Raw genomic sequence first — 21,185 nt, forward strand, 5'->3', positions numbered from 1 at the left:
CACCTATTGAGTCGAATGATTTGTCGCGGAGGATTCCGCTTTCATGTCGCTCAAAGGCGATTGCTCGAGGCTCGTGGCCTTCACATGATTCAACGTCCCGCATCGGGAACATTTGATCTGGAGCTCTGTAAACCCGCCCGTTCGGGCGAGAAGTCGGTTGCAGTTACCGCATCTGATTTCTTTCAACATCTGCAAATTCCTTTTGCTGAATCGCCCTTCCGTGGGCAATAAAAAACCCCGCTCTAGGCGGGGCGTCATAAAAATTTTAGTCGCTTGAAGTTTGAGGGACTGGGGCCTCGTCGATGCTGATGCAGTGCTCAATGTCCGTTATTTTCTTCAGTGCAAGCTCGGCCGTTGAATAAGCTCCGAACATTCGGCCCTGATAAAAAACAACCCACGCAAACTGAATATCCGCATTGCCAGCCTGCCCTACAACCAACTTCTTGAACCGTTCCGCCAAGTCGTCGACATGCATCTGTGCCATGCCACGCAAAACCATGACGCTCTCCCAGTTTATAGTCGGAAGCTCTATTTTCGACCTTGCACAAACTGAGCGCAATAAAAAGCCCGACATATAAGCCGGGCTTTGCAGTGTGAACCCCTAACGCGCAAGATCGATAGGATGGGTAAATACTCTCTCACTTTCTCACTCATTGCAACGGCTTTTTACTACGCCACACAACTTTCGATTAATCCCTCTGCATCAAGCAGTTCCTGAGCGGCAGTGAGCGCCTCGTTCACCTGGTCATCCAGTGTCTTACGGATCGTCGAGCGCCACCGGTACCGAGTAGATTCAGGCTTACCGTCGTTATCCCAATTTGTGATGTCGTACCAGGCAGCCGGCAGCACTGCGGCGGAGCGCTTGCCCTCGGCACCGGCAACTTGTGGAATGGCCCAGGTCAGCACCGCGCATTCCCGGAAGCGCTTCGGCGCCGGCGTCTTCACCGAATTGAGCAATTCCAAAATAGCGCCGTGTTTGCGCTCCTGGTGCGTCGAGTACTTCGCCACGAGCGCCCGCCAGTGTGCCGGAGTCAGCGCCTTATGCAGCCGACCGAACACCCAGCAGTCCTGGAGAAACGCAGCCTCCTTGCCGACGATCTCCCCCTTCTGCTTGGCGCATTGCACCTTCGGCTCAAAGTCGCAGCCGCCGGCGGAACTGATGGTCTCGGCCGCAAGGGCTCGAACTACTGCTGAAACGACGTTGCGATAGGTCATGCTGCAGCCCTCTTCAGCTCTCTTATCTTTGCCCGGTAGTAGGCTTTAATGCCCTTGATCTGCTCGACGGAGTACTTGCGTACGCTCTGGTCAGCTTCCAGGGCATCAACGGCCTCCTGGCCGATGCGCGCGATCAGGCCGATCCGGTAGTCCACGGCGTTGCCGGAAAGGAACCGGTTGTCCTGCTTGCTCTGGGCGTGACAGTTACGTTCATCGAAGCGCAGGTGCGGCGCGGAGCCAACACTGCGGTAGTGGCCGGCATCGACCGCGTTGCCGCTCCAGTCCAACGGCTTGCCGCTGGAGATGCAGAGGTGGCCGGCGGCCTGGTCCCGGGCGCGAATGTATTCGTTGAACGCCTGCTGAGCCTCGCGCATGTGTTCGCCGCGACTCTTGAGCTTCTCCTTGCGGATCTTGATCTCGCGGCGCTCAACCTGGGCCAGCGACTTGCGCGCCTTCGCCTGATTCACGTCCTTGATGGCCAGGCCGCACTTCGGGCTACATACGGCCTGGCCCAGGCGCTGCGGCGGAAAGCTGATGCCGCATGCCGGGTTCTTGCACTTCTTCGGTTTGGGTTGCTTGGCGATCATGCAGCCTCCTTGCTGAGTAGATCAGTGAAAACCACACCTTGGCCTGTGAAATAGGCGGCAATGCGGTCGGTGTAATTGATGCCCTGGGCGCGATTGAACAGGCTGGTCACCGGGAAACCGTCGGGGCCGAACAAGTGGCACTCCCCCATCATGGCCAGCTTCGTTTCATAGGGGAGATGGCGCATGACCCGGTACCACTCGGCCTGAAAGCCGGCATCCTCGTTCAACAGGATCTGCACGCCGAAGTGCAGCTTGCAGTAGCGCCGGGCGTCAGCCGCGTCACCGATCTGGGTCATTTCGGCGATGCGCTTGTACATCCCGAACCACAACCGGTTCTGGTCAAGCGTGCGGTCCTTGCCCGGGCGCATTGTCACCACCACAAACTTCTTGTCTTTGTACATGGCGCTGATTTTGGTGATGACTTCGGAGAGCTTGGCCTGGCAGTTGACGCTGATCTTGTCCGTCATTGCGCCGCCCTCTTCGCTTCCAGATCCTGGGCCTGCTTAATCAGCAGCGCGCGGCGATCCGCCAACTCATTGGCAGCGTCAATCCGCATTTCGAGCTTCTGCTCTTCGCTGGCCTTCCGCATTTCCAGCATCGAGCTCTTCACAATCTCGAGCTTTGCGCGCAGCAGCGGCTTTGGCTGGGTGACGGTGCCTGTGAGCAAACCAGCAATGGCGCGGCCATCCTCGGTAACGGGAACAATGCTCAGGTCAGCCAAGTACTTCTGGCCGTGCTCTTGGGGAATGCGTTTCAGCTCCACAGCCTTAGTGACGGCCTGGACGCGGCGGTTAGAGTCGAAGCCCACGGACACGTGCCAGTTGACCGGTTTCGCATCCTCGCGGGCCTGACCCACGAACCTTTGGTAGGCGTCGATGAACGCCATGCGGGCACCGATTTTGTCACCGCCATCCAAGATGGGTTTCGCAGCAGCCAGTGCCAGTTGTATCTCGTCGGTCAGCACCACCGTTTCAAACTCATCGTTGGTGGTCATCGCAATGGCCCAGGCCTCGTCCTTTCCCGGGCGCCCGTCGGAGGACTGGACGCGTTGCAAGATGTCGGCCATCGCCAGCTTGCCCTTCACCTCGAAGCGGCAGGCCTTCAGCGCCGCTTTGACGACCGGCACCGGGTACGCGCAAAGATCTTCGGCCATCATTGCGGCAGTGCCCGGGTTCATTTCCTGGCCCATGGCCTCGGCTGTGGCGCAGATGGCGGCAGCCAGCCCGGCAACCTGCTGGTCATTCATTTCAAAGGTATTCATTGCGGTCACCTGCTTGCCGTTTGGCCAAAACCATCTGGGCGGCCTGTTCCGCTGCGGAGTGGTTCGCTTCTGTCCGTTCCATCTGGCGGGCGGTTGTGCCGTTGACGCGCTGTCCTGTCACCCACTGGGTGTGATAGCTCTCGGCGTTGGCCAGCAGCTCGTTGAGGCTGTGGCACTTGCGCAGCACAGCGGCGTCGCTGGTTTTCAGGAAGTGGGCAGCGACGTGGTGGGCGACATCGGCGCCGAGGCGGTCGACCAGTTGTCCAAGCTGGCCGCCGACCTTGGCGTTCCATACCGGCCAGGCGCTGTAGCGCTTGCGGTAAGCCATCGCGTAGTTCGCCCAGACCTTGAAGGTTTTGCAGGTCTGGTCTTTGGGGCCCGGCATGTCGGCGGGAATCTCGACCCGGGGAGTATCGGTGCGATCAACCACCAGCACCAAGTTGGGGGACTGAGCCGGGACAACCTCGGCGGAAGCCGGGGGTGCAATTGGTTCAATGACCGGTTCCATGACTGGTTCAAGAGAGTTACTGATTCTGGGTGCAACTGCTGCACTACCCCCTGGTGCAGGAGATTCACTAGGGGGTGAACCTGCTGCACTACCCGAGTGAATCTTCTGCACTACCCCTGGTGCAGGAGGTGCACCACCACCGTCGAGGGTTAGGAAGTAAACGTTCGACGAATTCCCCTTTGGTCCACCCTTCCGGATCTCCTTGCGCAACAGTCCAGCCTCACACAGAGCGGTGATGTGGTTCATGACAGAACGCTTGCTGATCTCGCACTGGTCGGCAATGTGCTGATAGGAGGGCCAGCACTCGCCTACGTCGCTGGCGTTGTCGGCCAGCTTGATTAGCACCAGCTTGCGCAGGGGATTACCAACGCGAAGCTTCATTGCGGCAACCATAAGGCCCATGCTCATGCTGCACCTCCGGCGAACGCGCGGAAATCAATCGTCCGCACGCCCTTCCAGCTATTGCAGGACATGCAAAGGGTCTGGAGGTTGCCCAAAGAAGCCTCTCCACCTTGGCTCTCAGGTACGACGTGATCAGCCCTCAAGCGCATCAGCACCGAACAGCCACAGCGCAAGCACGCGTGACCGTCGCGGGCGAATACCCGAGCACGCAAGCCAGAAGGGATTGGTTTCTTTTTCGTCCTGCGCCGGGGCGGGAGGACCGGCGGTTGGTGCGCGGTGACTTGGCCCATACGGTCCGGGTTCCACTCACAGCCTTTTTCGGTGAGTCGGAATGCTTCAGGGCGAAGCTCAATCAAACCGGCCTCTTCTAGGGCCTTCAACATGCGATAAGCAGTGTCCGGCTTATCAGTGAGCAGCGGCAGCTCCTCGATGATCTTGGCCTTACTCAGCGCGAAGAAGATCCCGTCATCAGTCTTGATTGGCTTGGTCCAGCTCGGGCAGCCATAGACGAAGGCGAACAGCAGGGCCTGCTGAGAATTCAGCCCCCACTCCAGCGTCTTCACCTGGTTAATCGTGACGGTGTATTGCATGTCAGGCCGCCAGGTAAACTGAATGTGAGCTAATGCGCGCCACGTTTTCAGATTCCGGAAAACGTGGCGCGTGATACGTGGCGCTATTGATAAGTGGCAGGGTTTGCATATAATCGGCCTCACAAAGTGTTATCGAATCAGCCGACCTCGACCGTCGGCTTTTTTGTGCCTGGGTTTTTGTTCAGCTCTTTCTCCAATAGTGGAGATGGACTGCCCCAAACCTGGCGTGTCGGTAAAAGAAACATTCCGCATGCGAAAACGTTTAGGCGGCCTTAACCGACGCATCCATCACGTCGAGGCTCTGCCGTACGTGATTGATCTCCTGGCGGATCAGGCTCTTTTCGAAAGTGCTGACGTGGTTGTCGTCCAACGCTTCGTGCACCGCGATCGTCAGGTCTGCAACTTCCTTCCCTACGTTGATCAGCGACTTGGTGAGCGCTTGCGGCTCTGGTGCCGACTTCGATACCAGGTCAAAGCCGAACTCATTGGCCAGGGACTGCAATGGGCGCATGTCGCCGGTGTGCAGCAAGATCCCGAACAGATGCTCCACGGTCAGGTGATGAGCCTCGTTGTCCGGGTTCGCGCGCTGAAGCAGGCCGACATGCGCAACACCCATCTTTGCCGCCAGTACCTTTGCCTCGTTGTCCAGAACAGCGCTCTGGCAGGCCCGCAGAAAATCTTCCATTCGTAAAACCTCAACTTTGTTTCCGTGGCGCCCTGCCAGTGGGTAGGCGAAACTTTGTTCCTGGATCGACAGACAGGGATGTCACGCCGCGGATTGAGCCACCTTCTGGCGCATGCATAGCTCGCGGGCAGTGATTTTTCCACCGGTCAACTCTTCTGCCTTGAAAGCCTTTTCGGCGCGCATCGGGTGAATCCCGGCAACCCAGTACGAAACTGCGGCTTGAGAAACGTCGAGCGCTAAAGCGGTTTTGGTTTGCCCGCCGAAGAAGTCGACGAGCCTTTCGATAGGGGTCATAAGAGCGCCCTCCTGATAAGCCTGCTTATATCCTAAGTAGAAGGACACTTATTTGCAAGCCGATAAGGGAACTTATAAATTTCAGCTGATGAGCACACTCGCCGAACGAATCAAAACCGCACGCAACCACGCCAAGCTGACGCAGAAGGCGCTCGCCTTAAAAGTGGGTGTTGAGCAACCGGTAATCTCCCAGCTGGAGACCGGAAAAAACCTTCAAAGCGCACACCTGCCGAAGATCGCCCATGTGTGTGGTGTGAATGCTATTTGGCTCTCCGAAAATACCGGGCCAATGACAGGTGTGAGCGCTGCCGAGTCAAATATCTCTATCGCCGCGCAGCCCACCAAATCATTCCGCTACCCCGTAATCAGCTGGGTTGCCGCCGGCGCCTGGGCGGAGGCCGTTGAGCCCTACCCGGCCGGATTCTCGGACAGCTACGAGTTCTCCGAGTACGACTCCAAGGGCACAGCGTTCTGGCTGAAGGTGAAAGGTGACTCGATGACGGCGCCCGCCGGCCAGAGCATCACCGAAGGCACGCTGATCCTGGTGGACACAGAGGCTGAAGTTGCGCCAGGTAAGCTGGTGGTCGCAAAGCTGCCGGACAGCAACGAAGCTACATTCAAGAAGCTGGTTAGCGATGGCGGTAGGCTGTTCCTAAAGCCGCTGAACCCGAGCTACCCAATTGAAGCCGTCGACGAGAACTGCCGGATCGTAGGCGTGGTTGTGCAGGCGCTGCAAAAGTTTTACTGATCAAGGGATTTGATTCAATTTTGCAGGACATCTGAAAAGGAAATTGAGATGCGAATGCCCGCAGTTCTGATCTTGGTCGCAGCACTTGCTGGCTGCGCCGACTCCCATCAATGGCTACCAAATCAGTCGGGCTCTACTCAGCAGCTCAATCGAACGGACAAGATATACATCGCTACTCCGGTAGATGGTGAATACGGCGATCACGTTTATAAGGGCTCCGGTCGTAATACAGCGCAAATCCTCTACGCTGCGTTTGCGCGGCGATCGGCAGCAGTATCGGTGGATTCAGATGCCTCGAGCTATGATCTGGCCTTAGAAAAAGCGAAGCGCAGCGGGCAAGACATCCTGGTTCTTCCGACCATCCTGCATTGGGAAGATCGCGCAACTGAATGGTCGATGATCCCTGACCAGGTAGAGGTCAAAATAAGCGTAATTCAGGTTTCTTCAGGGGCTGTAATTAGCTCCGGAATCGCGTCAGGTGAAAGCGGTATTGCAACATTTGGCGGGGATCACCCGCAGGATCTGCTGCCAGAGCCCATCGAGGCCTTCGTCTCATCTTTATACTGAGCCGGCGCCAGTAGCGCCTATCGATTCGGAGAGAGTCCCGTGCCCCTCACCAAGCCAAACCAAGACCTTAAGCGCGACCTGCAAGGCGTCGCCTCCGACCTCAAGTGGTCAGCGGTAGAGCTGATGAGGATTGCGGAGCGGCTGAGCCTTGCCGGCAATGAGGCGGACGCCCAGGCCGTTCTGAAGGTGTGCACGGTGCTTCAAGCGGACGAGGATCGACTGACCGGCTATGCGGATGAGGTGAAGACTGGGCAAATAATCCGGAGCATGCCCGAGTAGGCGCATCGTCTTACGCGACAACCAAATCGAACTACAGCGAGCTGAGTAGCGCTCGTATACACAAGGGAATGTGGAATGAATGCCTTACGGGTCGCGGCACTGATAGTTGCGCCACTACTTGTCACAGGCTGCTACAGCACGCCAAAAGAAAAAACAGAGTACGAGAAACAGATCGACGCCGTACCGATGCCTGTTACGGAAGCTCAGCGGGTCGAGCAGTGTCGTAACTTCAAGCAAAGCGCAGATTACCAGCAGATTGTGGATCTTTTGCAGTACTCACAGCGATCCAAGCTCGGCGCCTCGGATTATGAATTTACAGAGTCGCTAGCGCTTTTGCGTCGCCTCAGAGCCATGAAGTGCCCTGGGTATGGCTGGTTTTCCTGATTCTGTTCCCTGCTTGAAGTGAGGGCGGGAAGGATTGTGCGGGGCAAGTGACATCCAGGTGTCTGCCCCGCAACTCAGAAACATACGGATCGAATGATCGAAGGAATTGAAATGCGAGTAGCCCCAATTATTTTTGCGGTTGCCCTAGCGGGTTGCGCTGGCACATCACCTCAGCTTTCCGTGGGCGCAAAGGCAAGATTGGACGCGCCTTTGCCAACATCGGAAAGTCAGCGAATTGCGGAGTGCAACGGGACCACCAACAACATCGGCGGCCTGAAGTACCTCAATAAATTACAAGGCTCGTCTGGGGATCCTGGAGGCGACATCTGGGCAACCCTTGAGCGAGCTAAAAGAATGGGCTGCACGCAGGTGGAGATGGACACGCTGAGGGCGAAAGCGCCTTCAGGCACACTGTAGTCGGTACGCAAGGCATGAAAGATAAAAGGTCGAACAAATGACAGCGTGGCGAGAGCAGAGCTTCTGGAGCAAGGTAGGGGTAATTGCTTGCCTAGCGTTTCTTATGATGCTCCCCGGCTATTCCGACGCTGCTGGTGTTAGCTGGGGCTCATCCGGTCGCAAGCGGGTGTTCAGCCCTGGATTCCTAGTGCTCTGCGTTTTCGTGGCTGTGATTGAGCTAATAGCACTGAACCACTTCTATGGCTCGCGCGGATGAGGTAAAGGCGGGAAGGACTCTGCGGGGAAAGGCTGGGTAAGTGTGGCACGGGCTTTATGACGAACAAAAAGCTTGTTTGCCATGCTTAGCCTTAATCTGTAGTTTCGAGTTCAGCGCGCAAAGATTCGACGAGCGCACATCGCCATACACACGGACGTAGACCTATAATCAAGCCATGAAAGATCTAACCCTTCACCTCGACGGTACATCCCCGGACAGGCTCTCAATGAGACGCTTGGCGGAGTACCTGCGTGAACTATCTGCGTTTTATGGATCTGAGGAAGCAGTCCATTTTGACTCGGTGAAAAAAGGATCAGCGATGCTCGCCTCTCGAGTCGAAGATGGTTGCTATCCAATAGTTCTTAATCAAGTCCGCGAGGTCGCAAGCGGTATCGGCGGAAAGAAAGCTACCCGCGCATATCAGAAACTGTCCGATTTGATGCTTGAAGACCGTGTTGACGGATACTTAAAGGCCGAAGGCGCACAAATCATACAATTCCCTAAGGGCAAGCTTTCAGAGCCGGCCCTGAGAGTGATTAAGACTTCTAGCGTCCAGGGTCGTCTGTATAGCGTTGGAGGGAAAGACGCAACGGTTCCGGTCAGGCTGGAGGGCGCCGACGGGGAAACGCTTTTATGCGAAGCTGATGTTCAGATTGCCGAGCGCCTTGCCCAGTTGCTTTTCAAGCCGGTTCGACTTCACGGAGAAGGCGAATGGGAGCGACGTCCCGACGGTAGCTGGCGACTGATTAAGCTTGTTATTTCTTCCTATAAAAAGCTGGAAGATGTTGGCTTTAAGGCAGCTATAGAAAAATTAAAAGCTGCCGGGGGCGTCAAATGGGACGACATGCCTAGCCCCCACTCTGAAATATTGGAATCTAGGGGCTAGGGTGAAAATAGTAATCGATACCAATGTGCTTGTTCAGATTATGCAGAATGAGGGATCAACTGATCTCCGTCATCCTGAAACAGGCGAAGTGGTAGACCGACTCTTCGAGCGAGCTGCGGCGCTCGTTGATCATGTAGACACATTAGGCGGGCTCGTCATTCTCCCCGCCCCAGTTCTATCCGAGTACCTTTTCGGCATAGACAAAGCCTCCTTTCAGGCTCATCTGGACGTGATCAACTCCGTTAAGTCAATTGAGGTTGCACCATTCGATCAGGTAGCGGCAATCGAGTGTGCGATGCTTGTTACTGATGCCGAACAAAAAGCTCTAGACCCCAATGCCACCAAAGCCAAGCTTCGAGTAGATCGGCAAATACTTGCGATTGCCGTAGCTGCTGGTGTATCAGAGATCTGGACGCACGACATCGGCTTAACCAGAAAAGCTGCGTCAATGGGTATCTCAGTGAAATCGCTTGCTGATATTGGCCCCCCTCCGATGCAATACGGTTTTGAACCGCAAATGTAGTTGTGCCATCACAGCAAAGCCCGGCCCAGCGCCGGGCTTCTTGTTTCTGGCATCCCCACAAGACTCATCATCTGGACCTTCCCACAATGCCTTCCATCGTCTACGCCAATGAGTTCGACATCTGCATATCAATGGCCGATTTAGTTTCATGGGTAGAGGACGAGCACTCACCCAATTCTGATTTAGAAGCCGCTTTGAGCGCCGCCGGGATCGACCTCGACATTGCAAAACTCTACGACGACTACTTCGAATGCACGCCAATTGGTGCTGGTGACGTCCATGTCTACTCGTCCTTTGAGAATGAGAGCCTTATGGTCATAGACCTGTATCGAGACCTGACCGACCAACTTGATTTGATTACGGTTTCATTGAAAATTGACAAGCCACTTACCCATTTGGTCCTTCCATTACTCAGACGATTTTTTGATGCCGCTGAGTGCCAGGTACTTTTCAGTCAATCTACACACTCACAGCGATTGCGCTCACTGACAAATGAGAGCAGGTATCCTTTACCGATGGGGGAGAACGGATACCGACAACAGATAATTTTCCATAAATGATGCGCACGGCTAAAGGGGCCACTGCCATTCACACACCCCTTTCACAGTCAGGCGCCTATGGTTACCCCAGCTCCTCGTGAACACCCTTTAAGCCCGCCCTCCCCATCGCGGGCTTTTCTTTGCCTGAAATTTGATCGTGTGAAGCGTGACCGCTGCCGGGTTTCTTGTCTCGGCCATTCGCTACCCGCCACAAGATGCTGGCTACCCTGGCCCGCTCAGCATGATTAGATCAGCCCGCGCGGAGAAGGCGATCTTCATGATCGCCTCTACTCCTCTCGACTGCCTTCAGATCCTGATCCGTTATCGCGGACCGCTACCGGGACCACCGCCAGGACCCCCACCAGGCCCGCCACCTTGACCGTGGCCACCGTGGCCACCGTGACCACCATCGCCACCACCTCCTGGCGGCATAAAAATCCAGCATCCCGACAGAGAAGACAGCAGAGCAACAACTGCTGCAACCTTGACCAATCGATTTAAAGTCATAACTACGCTCTCTATTCAGGAACAGTTGATTCGCGTGATTTATGACAGCTGGAGAATGGGTTACGTCATATTTTTCGTGTAGCGACTTGGTAAGCTTTGTGTTGCAAACGACAAGGACCGATCGCAGAAGCCAGCCGAGCGTGGACATTCTGCTTTTGCGACATCCTTTTCACCTGGCATTGACAGGATAGGGGCCAAACTCCCCCTACTCCTTTGAAGAATTCCCTTTAGGCCCGCCCATAAGCGGGCTTTTTTTTGCCCGCGGCAACGTGTTCCACTCTCCGAAAGGGAGACATGTCCAGGCCTGCCAGGAGGCTTAACTCACCCCCGACATAAACAGGCGGTCGGACTGAACTTCTAGACACCGCGTAGAATCGAACTGCCATCACGCCACCTTTCGTAGTGCTATGTACATAGACGACAACGCCCATTTGATCCAGGCCCTGCTAGAGCAAATTCATGCTGTGATCAAAATTGACTCCGTGAATCTGGTCGGCGATCAGGAGCTGGTTTTATTTGGTCTGCGAGAGATGATCGCGCTAGGGATGGTCTCAGGGGCTCATCACTACAGCGCGGATTGCGACCCTATTGGTCCGCTCCTCTCATCTGTCTCGGGAGTTTCCCTGACAAAGCGCGGGCTCATGTTCACGGAGCGATAGGCCACCATTTACATGCTTCCCCTGACAGCTACGCTTAGGCGTTAACGCCTATATTTACGGAGTCTTAATGGACGCGCTGAGCAAGCTAGACCTCGAAGCACTACTTTCGAGCCGCCTACCGCAATGCGCTATCGACTGTTCGATTAACGGGGACGGAAGCTTATCTGTTGATGTGGCTGGTCCAGGTACAAGCCAATTCACTATCTCTCAAATAGACCGATCCCATTACCTGGGAGTGGCTGGAATCAATAAGCTCGCCCGCGAGATACTCCAGGAAATGGTGATGTCGCGACAGGCAAGCCAACTGCTCGAATGATTGGCTATCCACAGAGCCGGGCTTCTTGTCTCTGCCCTTCGTCTTGCCACCATTGAGCTGGCAATCCGCGAGATTGCACACTGACTGCGCTGAAGGATCGGCGCCCCAAGTGTTGCAGAAAGCCCGCCATCGTCCGGGCTTTTCTTCACCTGCTAAAACCTCAGCTCTTGGAAGGACCCGTTTTCGTTGTAAACCTTAACCGACGCCTCTTTCCCTGCAATCAGTGGCGCGATCACCTTAACAAGCCCATCCTTCGTTGGCTCTTCTACTAGCGGCTTAACTGAGCCAGCCTTGAACAAGCCCCAGCCAATCTTGGTTTTCAATATCCTGTACGAGTTCATGCGCAGATCCATCAAATCAAATACCTAAGCGTAGTCGATACGTGAAGCCCGGTTCATCGCACGCAAACAAACCCGGCAAGCGCGGACTTTTTAATGCCCGTCAGGAGGCTCGCGCCAAAAAATATGCATTTATGCATGAAACTTCGTGCGCTCCTCTTGCCAATATCTGGCAGTGACAATACTGCATATACATACAGTCTTCGCAAGGAGCGACACATGATCCAAGCACCCTACCCCACACCGAAACCGAGAAATTCCTACGAGCTTGTGGGTCATCGCCTGCAACGCATAATTGCCTCCCCCAGAGTGCAGAGGATTCAGTTGGTTGAGGTGTCAAGGCGCGACGACGAAAGCCCTGAAGCATGGCGCCAGGTCATCCAAGACATTGGTGATACCGCCGGCATCCGGATTGAGCATTTGGATGACGGCGCCGTCAGGATCGGCTGGCGTGAGTACTGTGATTCCTAAATGAGCCCGTCCGTGAGCGGGGTTTTTATCGTCCACAGGAAAATATATAAGCATGCTTATTGACGCAACAAATAAGCTGGCTTATATTTTGTCTCAAGCCAGCAACGAACACCGCCGGCCAGCAGCGAGAGCTGCGCCGCTCTTTAACAGTCAGCGCAATACAGAAATACCAACAGACCGCATTGCCTCTACCGGCGACCGGCGATCAGACGGGTCAGATAGCCCGCCCACGACAGGAGAACCCTGTGCGGCTGATCGAGAGCGAAACGCTCGAACCGTGCGAATGACCTGGCAAGCAATGCGCCCCGCAAATCCCAGCGGCAGAAGGGAGACTCAACTGAACAGAATTAGCGGTCCCGATAGCCTCGGCTGGGAACGCCGGACCTCATGCACCCTGCCCCACTCAGCCAGGGCATTCAGAGCTGCAGCGTGCATGTTGTAAGGACCTGTGATCCACGGCGAACAGATGCTGTTTGAAGCTGTGAGTAGGAAGCTCGACGCCCACACCGAAGACGACCGGCCAGCCCTGCAATCAGCAGCGGGCAACGGGCCACACCGCTGACGCAACAACCCCGGCCTGACGCCAGTAGCGAGGTCGGGGGTTTCACCGATAGACCTTGGCAACAGGGCCTAACGGGAAACCAACCGGGAGAAATGTATGGCCAAGAAAGTTGGCAGAACCACCAAGACAGAGCCAACAGGGGTCCGAGTCAGCCCAAGAACGCGACATCTCATGGAGTTGATGGGGCGAAATCAACGACGGTCTTTGACAGCGGTCATCGAAGCGGCTGTAGAGAGCTACGCCACAGAGGCGGAAAGCACGCTAGCCGCGTGCACCTGGTCAACTGACGAAGGCGAGCGCCTGCTTAACTTGTACTCGAAGGCCCCGCACCTTTGCTCATTTGATGAGGAGATTGATGCCAAAGCTGCCCTGGCTGCGCGCAGCGAGTAATCGGACATTTTCACTTCTATCACCGCATCGGTGGCAGCGGGAAACTAACCGAGGGTCACCACGATGGAAGCAACAATCATCAACGGTTCATGGAAGGGTCACCTCGGACGTGGCCTGGCGCCGCGAGAGCTTCAGTTCCTGCTTTGGATTGCCCAGGGCCTCACCTCGAAAGAGATCGCCCGGGAGGCTGGCATTGAGGCTGGCACCGTCAAAAAGCGCCTGACCAATGCGATGTTCAAGCTGGGCGTGACGAAGCGCACTGCTTTGGTAGCTGAGGCCATGAAGCGCCAGATCATCACGCCGGTGTGCTTTGTGTTGGCGGCGCTGATCGCCATGCACTCGATGATCAGTGACGACTCGCTGCGGCGCGATCGCCGGGCGCCGGAAAGGCGAATGGCTCAGGTGCGGATGGTGCGCCGGACGGAATGTCCTGAGCTGGCGGCTTGACTGAAATAGTCGCGACAGCCCGTCCAAAACTGCCCGGCCACCTCGTACTCACGAGCACCAAATCCATAATCAATCTGGACACGAACCCAGCTTAAAAACCGGGATTCGAGAACTGGATATAAGTACTAAAGATTGCAAGAACTACCCAAAAAATCACAAAAAGCCATGGCGTTCTCATAGAAAACTGAAGGGATTTTATATACCCCTTTTGACTGGATTCCGCTTCGCAGAACAGGGGCGAATCATCATAGTTAAGCCCCATTGCAGGCTCGCTGCGCAAGAGATTGCTTTGCTTGAAATGCCAGTGATCAATGATTGCGTAAGCAGCTCGAATCCCTGGCCATGCATTCAGCGAACTCACAACCCCGAGTAACGCCAATAGCAATGGCACAACCAACGTGAAGATCTTGCCCCATTCCGGGTTGAGGTTGGCCATTGAGGATGCAAACGCAATCACCAAAAACGATTGCGCCGTCAGATTCGCATTCGTTCGATTCGATAGCAGAGTGGTTTCGTACTGAATTTCCCGGCGATAGAAGTCGAGACGGTCTTTCGGAGCGCCGAATATCAATTCCTCAGCTGGAACAGACTCATGCGTACTGGTCTTATCGGTAATGATCATAGACACAGTCGCTCACCAAATATGGCTGAATTACTTTAGAAGCCCATAGACGTCAGTAGTTCATTGCATCCAACACCCTTCCCCGCCTTTACCCGTCAGCACTCACCCCGCGCCCATCGGCAACCATCGGGAGGCATGAGTGTTGACGAATACAGGTGAACAACCCGCCACCTTGGAGGTGACCATGGAACACGAAGTGATTGTTGAGGGCTTTGTCCTCCAGGTGGAGGTGTCTCACTGCATCAACGAGGCGCCGAGCCCGGGCAGCTCGAGCAGCGACTGGGACGCCCAGGGTGATCGGGAAATCGAGTTCAAGATTCACTCGGCGATTTGCTACGACGAAAGCGGCGACCGGATGGATGTTGAGCGGCACTTGCTGTACCTGCTGGCTGAATCGCCCCGGGTTTCGTAGACACCTCCATGCCTTAAACTGAGGCCAATCAGGAGGTGCCATGAGCAACCCACGTTATCCCGAAGAATTCAAAATCCAAGCGGTCAATCAAGTGACCGAAAAGAAGCTGCCTGTCGCTGATGTGGCGGCGCGTCTTGGCGTGTCGACGCATAGCCTCTATGCCTGGATAAAGCGCTACAGCAAACCTCAGGCAGAACGGCAGCAAGACGACGATCAGCACGCTGAACTGCGTCGTCTGCGAGCGGAACTCAAGCGGGTCACTGAAGAGCGAGACATCTTAAAAAAGGCCGCCGCGTACTTTGCCAAGGAGTGCGGCTGAAGTACGCCTTTATCAAGCAGCGCGCGGGCGACTATTCCATTCGACGGCTTTGCCTGACGCTGAAAGTCCATCCCAGTGGTTATTACGCTTGGTTGTCTGAGCCGCAATCTGCACGCGCTAAAGACGACCAGCGATTGCTGGGTTTGATCAAGCACTCGTGGCTGGAGAGCGGCGGAGTTTATGGCTATCGCAAAATCCATGACGACCTGCGCGAGGTCGGTGAAGCTTGTGGTCGGCATCGTGTGGCGAGGCTGATGCGTCTTGAAGGTCTGCGCTCTCAGACAGGGTATCGACGCCGTCCTGGCAAATACGGCGGTAAGCCAGCGGTCGCCTCACCCAATTTACTGAAGCGCCAGTTCGATGTCGTAGAACCTAACAAAATTTGGGTCACCGACATCACCTACATTCGTACGTATGAAGGTTGGTTGTATTTGGCGGTGGTGCTGGATCTGTTTTCTCGTCAGGTCATTGGCTGGTCAATGAAGGCGCAGATGACCAGTGATTTGGCCATTGATGCGTTATTGATGGCGGTTTGGAGGCGAAAACCGAAACAAGAGGTGATGGTTCATTCCGACCAGGGCAGCCAGTACAGCAGCTCCGATTGGCGCAGTTTTTTGAAGGCAAACAATTTGGTTGCCAGCATGAGCCGCCGAGGCAATTGTCATGACAACGCCGTGGCCGAGAGCTTTTTCCAGCTTCTGAAACGGGAACGGATCAAGCGAAAAATCTACACCACGCGGGAAGATGCTCGCAGTGATGTGTTTGATTACATCGAAATGTTCTACAACGCAAAACGCCGCCATGGTTTCAACAATCAGCTGTCACCGGTAGAGTTTGAAAAACGTTACGCAATGAGCTTGCAAGGTGTCTAGAGAATCCGGGGCGATTCACTGCCCCGGCTCGGTTTGCTCCGCATATACCCCCGCCGGAAAACCTCTCTATTTCGATTCGAACCACCTTAGTGGCCATGGCAACTGTGACGCGAAGCAATCCCTCAGGGTAAGGATGTGCATTTAGAGGTCTTGGTATGTAGAGGTCTGCAAGGCGTCCGTAACGTGCCCATTGAAGCCGATTACGCTGGGGCTTGCCGCCATACTCGGCAGACCTCCAATCGGAAACTGCGAAGACGTATCAGGTTTCCCGGCACCGAGTGGTAATTGAAGTAACCGCTCCCAGGTATGAGTTGGCCAACAAGACACTGCTCGCTACAGATGGGCAAGCATCCCATGCGCTCTTATTTCGGAGCGTTGGACAAAAGAAACATTTTGCACTAGAAATATTCATATGCGCGGACGAATGATGCACTGCTGAAACCTTGTAAGACATTGACCTATAGGGTGTCCATCGATAGCAACCTACCCTTGCGAAGACGAGGTTTTCACTCAACATTACAAGAAGAATCTTATGCGCCGACTACTATGTGCTGGAAAAAACAGACTCCTCCACATGGGAGCTCTGTCGCTTATAAGCTTGGCGGTACAACAAGCGCATGCAGCTTGTGTTCTGACCCCTAGTACTGGTGACTCCACCTACATATGCGACAGTGGCGGCAGTCCTACTGGTCTTACGGACCTTACGGGCAATAACGCCCTGACCCTACCAGCGAGCGGCACTGGCGCCATCAACGGCGATATCACCTTCGGAGGTGGTACTGACTTTATCGATATGAATTCCGGACGCATTGTGGGGAGTATCACCCAGGGTGACGGTGCCGATCGCTTCCGAATCAGCGCGGGCACCGTGACCGGCGCGGTCTCCCAGGGTAACGGAATAGATGATTTTGTGATGACCGGCGGGCAGATTCAATCCCTCGCGCAGGGCGATGGCCGTGACACCTTCTTCATGAGCGGCGGCACCATCGTCGGCGCGTTCGAGGACGGCGACGTAGCGCAACAAACCAGTGGCACCATCGGCCGGGTCGACATGAAGCTCGATAACAACATCTATGACATGTCCGGCGGGGCGATCCTCGGCAACTTGGTGACCGGCTTTGGGCTTGACAGAATTACCGTCTCAGGCGGCACCATCGGCGGCAATATCAGCACCAGCGGCGGCGATGACAGCATTAGCGTGAGTGGCGGCGTAATCAATGGAGAGATTCGCGCCAGTGTCGGCAATGACACGTTCAACTGGACCAATGGCGGCCAGATAAAGTCTGCGGTGCTGATGGGAGACGGTGACGACACCGTGCTGCTCAGTGGCCTGAACGAAAGCCTGTTGAGTGCGACCCCGTCGATCGATGGTGGACTGGGCACGGATCAATTGACCTTCAATAACACCACCTCCAGCACCGCCGCCCGCTATATCGGCTGGGAGACGGTCAACCTCAATAACAATTCGCGCTTCGACTTGGCCGGGGATTTTTTCCTCGGCGACAGTGCGAGCAATACCGGCACCTTCAACATCGACGGCAGCAGTACGCTGGGCGTGACCCAGGGCAGCATCCGCCCCTACACCGCAGGCCAGTTGGCGACCCTCAACAACGCCGGCACCATCGATATGACCACCCGCAGCAACAGCGCCACGGATACGTTGACCGTGTATGGCAATTACGTCGGCAACAATGGCCAACTCTGGCTGCAATCGGTGCTCGGTGACGACAACTCGGCCAGCGACAAGCTGGTGGTGTCCGATGGCTCCATCAGCGGGCATACCCAACTGGCGGTGAGCAACCTCGGCGGCGCGGGTGGGTTTACGCAGAATAACGGGATTGAGGTGGTACAGGCCCTCAACGGTGCCGTCAGCAGCTCCGATGCGTTCGCATTGAGGGGCTCGGTGTCTGCCGGGGCCTATGAGTACCTGCTGTTCAAGGGTGGTGTCACCGCTGGCACTGAAAACAACTGGTACCTGCGGTCGTCAGTGGTCGCAGTGGCGCCGCCGGCGGTTCCACCCGTACCGCCAACGCCGCCTGTGGTTGTGCCGATTCCACCTATCCCTCCCGTTCCACCGGTGGTTGACCCGGATGAACCGCCCGTGGAGCCACCGACCTCCCAACCCGTCGCGCCGGTCGAGCCCCCTGCTCCACCGCCCAGCCAGGTAGCGGCCGCAAACTCGCCGGAGTCGGCAGCGAGCAACCCAGTGTTGCCAACCGCCATTGCCGGGGCCGAGCCGATCCCTTTGTACCGCCTGGAAGTGCCGGTGTACTCGGTTGTCGTTCCGGCCGCGCAGTTGATGACATTGCAAGCGTTGGGCACCTTCCATGACCGCCAGGACGAACAAAGCCTGCTGAGTGAAACCGGTTCCGTGCAGGCCGGTTGGGGCCGTGCCTATGGCAGCGACTTCAACAAGAGCTGGTCGGGCACGGTATCGCCGAGTTTCGACGGTTCCATCAAAGGCTATCAGGTGGGTCACGACCTCTACGCCGCCGAGACCAGCGGCGGGCAGACCCAGCGCTTAGGCCTGTTTATCGGCCAAAGCCGCCTGCAAGGTGACATCAAAGGCTTTGCAATGGGATTTGAGGACACACGTTCCGGGCAAGTAAAACTCGACGGCGACAACTTCGGAGCCTACTGGACCCTCATTGACGCCAAAGGCTGGTACGTGGACCTGGTGGCCATGGGCACGCGCTTCGACGGTGAAAGCAAATCCGATCGTGACGTAAAAATCGACAACAAGGGCCACGCACTGGCGTTGTCGGCGGAGGCTGGCTATCCCATTGCCGTGTCCGATAATTGGGTGGTGGAGCCTCAGGTCCAAGTGATCAACCAGCACATCGATATGGACAGCCAGAACGACGGCATCTCTAAGGTCTCATTCGACTCCCAGGACTACTGGACTGGCCGCCTGGGCGCACGTCTCAAGGGCCGTTACCTGTTGCAGAACACGCCCATCGAACCCTATGTGCGGGCCAATGCATGGCGCACGTTCGGCGGCAGCGACACGGTGACCTACGCGGATGTCGACCGGATTAAAACCGATCACAAGTCATCCACTGCCGACCTGGGCATAGGGGTTGTGGCCAAGCTGTCGTCCACCGTCAGCGTGTACCTGGCAGCGGACTACAACACTCAACTGGACAGCAAAACCTTTGAAGGTTTCAGCGGTAATGCCGGTCTACGGATGAGTTGGTAAGTCACTGCCTATCGCCAGAGGAATAGTCACGCAAAGTTTTGCGCAGACAAATAAGGGGAGCCTACAGAGTTCGGAAAATCTTAGCGTACGATTTTTTCCGAATTATGTAGGCATCCCATCAGCTTCACCACACGTTACCTGCCGACTCGTGCGGTGATTAACAAACTGCGCCGTGTCGACCGGAGGCGGTGTCACCCTCTTCACGGGATGAACATCCGACCGCGTTTCGATCTTGTAGCACAGAGGGGTGACATAATGCTCTTCTACCTTGAACCCACTGAAACATTGGCCTCGAGTATGCTATGCCGTCATTGCCGACGCGAAACTTCTAGCTTTGTTCGATGCTTTCATCTCCATCGTGCTGGACGCTCAGGTAAACCTGAGCCCCCCTTCCTGCCTTCGAACGGGAACTCATTGTAACCTTGCTGCCCAGGGAACTGAGGATCTCAAAGGGCTACGGGCGCTATTTGCCGGCAAGTCATAAGGCACGGCATTGGCCTAATGAAGTAAACAGCCAATGATTAAAGGTTGATCCGGGTCTCCGTCCATAAACGACACCAGAACTTCCATGCCGAGGAGCGGAAGGGCAAGGCCGCCGTAGGCATTGCCCGCCCAGCCCGCGGCGACGGGCAGCCAGCAACTGCTGGTTTTGCAATGTTCACCTTCGCGGCCCCAGAAAAACTGCACTTTGACGCGGCCGATTTGGTCACCTTGACTCTCGTCATTCGTGAGGCCAGTGACGATGGCGATCTGGCTACCCATCGCCATGCTTTTTTTGTGCTCCACGGCTGGACGGTAGTGCGCCCCCCAGGGTATGGCGAGAAAGTGATTTCGGTAGCCCTGGTGGAAATCTTCCTTGCTATCAGCTACCTCACGCATAGTGTGCTCACCCAACACTTGCGGCTGCTTACCTTCGTGAATGACATCCAGTAGCAGCCACGCCTCATTCCATTCGCTGCACGGATGGTCCGCCATGGTCAGGCAGTGGCCCGTGAGCATGGTCGGTTCGTTGCCGCTACCTTCCACTAATGCGTAGTCGCCGCGATAACGTTCCCGGGTGCAAGTAGCCAGTTGCTTGCCACGAGCCTGGGCGAGCCGGCGGGGATAACCGCAGTCTTCGAAGTCCGGAGCAGAGGCGATTTGGGTAGCGCAGGTAGTGCTGGTTTCCGAGCACAGATTAAAGTAATTGATGAGCGGTTGTTCGGCAGCCACTTCGGAGTCTTGCTGGTAATTGATGGGGGCCAGCTTTCGGAACACCGACTGGTCATCGCCGAACACCAATGTGTGGCCGCTGGTACTGTGCTGGAAGTGGAAGTGAATACCTTCTTCTTCGCACAAGCGCTGAATAAAGTGCAAATCCGACTCGTCATACTGCACGCAGTATTCACGCTCCGTATAGGTCTTGCTGAGCTGAAAACTGTAAGCGTCGACCAGAATGCCTCGGGCCTCCAATATCTGAGCAATGATCTTCGGAACCGTCTGATGCTGGAAGATATTCAGATCATAGTTGTGGCGTAGGTAGGCCAGCCGCGGGACCAGGCTGATACTGTAGCGGGTAAGATTCTTGCCAGAATCGCCTTGCTCGATACGGTACACCAAGCCGCGTATCTGGCTCTTCCCGGTGACGCCGAAGGACAAACTGCCAGGTTCGTGCAGCAGTTCTTCAAGTTTTAGGTCAGACCGGCAACTGACCAATTCAATGTCGAAACAAAACGGCTGGTTGAGGGCTTCATGCCCGACAAAGCTAAGCACTTGCAGGTCGATGAGAGAGCCTTTAAGCGCGAGGGATATATGGATTGTGTTTGCGTCCAGCATGCCTTGAATTCCGTCCGTCGAATAAGCAGGAGGGAGATGGTGCGGGAATATATTTATTACCTCAATGCAAAGTTTTCCGAGTGGCACTGCTCGAACCACATTTCAGAAACCCCCT

25 protein-coding genes and 2 pseudogenes are annotated in these 21,185 nt (G+C 55.7%); 14 read left to right on the top strand and 13 right to left on the bottom strand.

Annotated elements, in window-relative coordinates; translation table 11 throughout:
• Positions 1 to 3: 3 nt before the first annotated feature.
• The 11 genes and pseudogenes from ACA046_RS17890 to ACA046_RS17940 all read right to left on the bottom strand — a co-directional run bounded on the left by ACA046_RS17890 (position 4) and on the right by ACA046_RS17940 (position 5,542).
• A complete protein-coding gene (locus ACA046_RS17890; RefSeq protein WP_497674551.1) occupies positions 4 to 189 on the bottom strand; it encodes a zinc finger domain-containing protein in 186 nt (61 codons plus the stop codon).
• A 76-nt stretch (positions 190 to 265) separates the two neighbouring features.
• Complete coding sequence (locus tag ACA046_RS17895) at positions 266 to 499, bottom strand: hypothetical protein (protein WP_044288146.1); 234 nt, start codon at positions 497 to 499, stop codon at positions 266 to 268.
• Between the two features lie 170 nt (positions 500 to 669).
• Positions 670 to 1,215: a hypothetical protein gene (locus ACA046_RS17900; RefSeq protein WP_497674552.1), complete on the bottom strand. Its 546-nt coding sequence runs from the start codon at positions 1,213 to 1,215 to the stop codon at positions 670 to 672.
• Positions 1,212 to 1,802, bottom strand: coding sequence for a recombination protein NinG (locus ACA046_RS17905; RefSeq protein ID WP_497674553.1), 591 nt, complete (start codon positions 1,800 to 1,802; stop codon positions 1,212 to 1,214). The genes ACA046_RS17900 and ACA046_RS17905 overlap by 4 nt, the downstream gene beginning before the upstream one ends.
• Positions 1,799 to 2,269 (bottom strand): hypothetical protein, encoded by a 471-nt coding sequence (locus tag ACA046_RS17910; protein WP_497674554.1) that lies wholly within the window; start codon positions 2,267 to 2,269, stop codon positions 1,799 to 1,801. Before ACA046_RS17910 ends, ACA046_RS17905 begins: the two co-directional genes overlap by 4 nt.
• Positions 2,266 to 3,063 carry a hypothetical protein gene (locus ACA046_RS17915; RefSeq protein ID WP_497674555.1) on the bottom strand — a complete coding sequence of 266 codons (798 nt, stop codon included), beginning with the start codon at positions 3,061 to 3,063 and terminating at the stop codon, positions 2,266 to 2,268. Before ACA046_RS17915 ends, ACA046_RS17910 begins: the two co-directional genes overlap by 4 nt.
• A complete protein-coding gene (locus tag ACA046_RS17920) occupies positions 3,050 to 3,979 on the bottom strand; it encodes a helix-turn-helix domain-containing protein (protein ID WP_497674556.1) in 930 nt (309 codons plus the stop codon). Before ACA046_RS17920 ends, ACA046_RS17915 begins: the two co-directional genes overlap by 14 nt.
• Complete coding sequence (locus ACA046_RS17925) at positions 3,976 to 4,185, bottom strand: HNH endonuclease (RefSeq protein WP_497677103.1); 210 nt, start codon at positions 4,183 to 4,185, stop codon at positions 3,976 to 3,978. The genes ACA046_RS17920 and ACA046_RS17925 overlap by 4 nt, the downstream gene beginning before the upstream one ends.
• Positions 4,177 to 4,563 (bottom strand): annotated as a pseudogene (locus ACA046_RS17930) (phage replication protein); the annotation flags it as partial. The pseudogene ACA046_RS17930 and the gene ACA046_RS17925, both read right to left, overlap by 9 nt.
• Before the next feature lie 262 nt (positions 4,564 to 4,825).
• Positions 4,826 to 5,248 (bottom strand): phage regulatory CII family protein, encoded by a 423-nt coding sequence (locus tag ACA046_RS17935; RefSeq protein WP_497674557.1) that lies wholly within the window; start codon positions 5,246 to 5,248, stop codon positions 4,826 to 4,828.
• Positions 5,249 to 5,329: 81 nt separating this feature from the next.
• Positions 5,330 to 5,542, bottom strand: coding sequence for a transcriptional regulator (locus tag ACA046_RS17940; protein ID WP_178964894.1), 213 nt, complete (start codon positions 5,540 to 5,542; stop codon positions 5,330 to 5,332).
• An 88-nt stretch (positions 5,543 to 5,630) separates the two neighbouring features.
• Here ACA046_RS17940 and ACA046_RS17945 point away from each other — a divergent pair, with 88 nt between their 5' ends.
• The 11 genes from ACA046_RS17945 to ACA046_RS17995 all read left to right on the top strand — a co-directional run bounded on the left by ACA046_RS17945 (position 5,631) and on the right by ACA046_RS17995 (position 13,831).
• On the top strand, positions 5,631 to 6,290 hold the full coding sequence (locus tag ACA046_RS17945) for a LexA family protein (RefSeq protein ID WP_184744050.1): 660 nt from the start codon (positions 5,631 to 5,633) through the stop codon (positions 6,288 to 6,290).
• 54 nt (positions 6,291 to 6,344) lie between these two features.
• Positions 6,345 to 6,857 (top strand): DUF4823 domain-containing protein, encoded by a 513-nt coding sequence (locus ACA046_RS17950; RefSeq protein ID WP_497674558.1) that lies wholly within the window; start codon positions 6,345 to 6,347, stop codon positions 6,855 to 6,857.
• A 39-nt stretch (positions 6,858 to 6,896) separates the two neighbouring features.
• Positions 6,897 to 7,136, top strand: coding sequence for a hypothetical protein (locus ACA046_RS17955; RefSeq protein WP_497674559.1), 240 nt, complete (start codon positions 6,897 to 6,899; stop codon positions 7,134 to 7,136).
• 75 nt (positions 7,137 to 7,211) lie between these two features.
• A complete protein-coding gene (locus ACA046_RS17960) occupies positions 7,212 to 7,520 on the top strand; it encodes a hypothetical protein (RefSeq protein WP_497674560.1) in 309 nt (102 codons plus the stop codon).
• A 454-nt stretch (positions 7,521 to 7,974) separates the two neighbouring features.
• Positions 7,975 to 8,193, top strand: a complete 219-nt coding sequence (locus ACA046_RS17965; RefSeq protein ID WP_497674561.1) for a hypothetical protein — start codon at positions 7,975 to 7,977, stop codon at positions 8,191 to 8,193.
• Positions 8,194 to 8,368: 175 nt separating this feature from the next.
• Complete coding sequence (locus tag ACA046_RS17970; protein WP_497674562.1) at positions 8,369 to 9,079, top strand: hypothetical protein; 711 nt, start codon at positions 8,369 to 8,371, stop codon at positions 9,077 to 9,079.
• A 1-nt stretch (position 9,080) separates the two neighbouring features.
• The gene (locus tag ACA046_RS17975) at positions 9,081 to 9,602 is read left to right on the top strand and encodes a type II toxin-antitoxin system VapC family toxin (RefSeq protein ID WP_497674563.1); all 522 of its coding nucleotides are present in this window, start codon (positions 9,081 to 9,083) and stop codon (positions 9,600 to 9,602) included.
• Between the two features lie 86 nt (positions 9,603 to 9,688).
• Positions 9,689 to 10,162, top strand: a complete 474-nt coding sequence (locus tag ACA046_RS17980; protein ID WP_497674564.1) for a hypothetical protein — start codon at positions 9,689 to 9,691, stop codon at positions 10,160 to 10,162.
• A 2,018-nt stretch (positions 10,163 to 12,180) separates the two neighbouring features.
• The gene (locus tag ACA046_RS17985; RefSeq protein ID WP_169868912.1) at positions 12,181 to 12,432 is read left to right on the top strand and encodes a DUF1654 domain-containing protein; all 252 of its coding nucleotides are present in this window, start codon (positions 12,181 to 12,183) and stop codon (positions 12,430 to 12,432) included.
• Positions 12,433 to 13,090: 658 nt separating this feature from the next.
• Entirely contained in the window at positions 13,091 to 13,384 is a 294-nt protein-coding gene (locus tag ACA046_RS17990; RefSeq protein ID WP_497674565.1) for a hypothetical protein, read from the top strand.
• 63 nt (positions 13,385 to 13,447) lie between these two features.
• A complete protein-coding gene (locus ACA046_RS17995; protein WP_497674566.1) occupies positions 13,448 to 13,831 on the top strand; it encodes a response regulator transcription factor in 384 nt (127 codons plus the stop codon).
• A 91-nt stretch (positions 13,832 to 13,922) separates the two neighbouring features.
• Here ACA046_RS17995 and ACA046_RS18000 read toward each other — a convergent pair whose 3' ends face one another.
• On the bottom strand, positions 13,923 to 14,453 hold the full coding sequence (locus ACA046_RS18000) for a hypothetical protein (RefSeq protein ID WP_497674567.1): 531 nt from the start codon (positions 14,451 to 14,453) through the stop codon (positions 13,923 to 13,925).
• A 139-nt stretch (positions 14,454 to 14,592) separates the two neighbouring features.
• Between ACA046_RS18000 and ACA046_RS18005 the strand changes: the two genes are divergently transcribed.
• From ACA046_RS18005 to ACA046_RS18015, 3 genes are all read left to right on the top strand, one after another.
• A complete protein-coding gene (locus ACA046_RS18005) occupies positions 14,593 to 14,865 on the top strand; it encodes a hypothetical protein (protein ID WP_497674568.1) in 273 nt (90 codons plus the stop codon).
• 40 nt (positions 14,866 to 14,905) lie between these two features.
• A protein-coding gene (locus tag ACA046_RS18010) for an IS3 family transposase (RefSeq protein ID WP_497674569.1) occupies positions 14,906 to 16,056 on the top strand; the annotation gives its coding sequence in 2 pieces (ribosomal slippage) (positions 14,906 to 15,140 and positions 15,140 to 16,056; 1,152 coding nt in all).
• Positions 16,057 to 16,630: 574 nt separating this feature from the next.
• Positions 16,631 to 19,255, top strand: a complete 2,625-nt coding sequence (locus ACA046_RS18015) for an autotransporter family protein (protein WP_497674570.1) — start codon at positions 16,631 to 16,633, stop codon at positions 19,253 to 19,255.
• A gap of 159 nt (positions 19,256 to 19,414) precedes the next feature.
• On the opposite strand, the pseudogene tssI reads toward ACA046_RS18015, so the two are convergent.
• Positions 19,415 to 21,070: pseudogene (gene tssI / locus ACA046_RS18020) on the bottom strand (type VI secretion system tip protein TssI/VgrG); the annotation flags it as partial.
• Positions 21,071 to 21,185 lie beyond the last annotated feature (115 nt).

The sequence above is a fragment of the Pseudomonas sp. LBUM1641 genome (assembly GCF_059716235.1).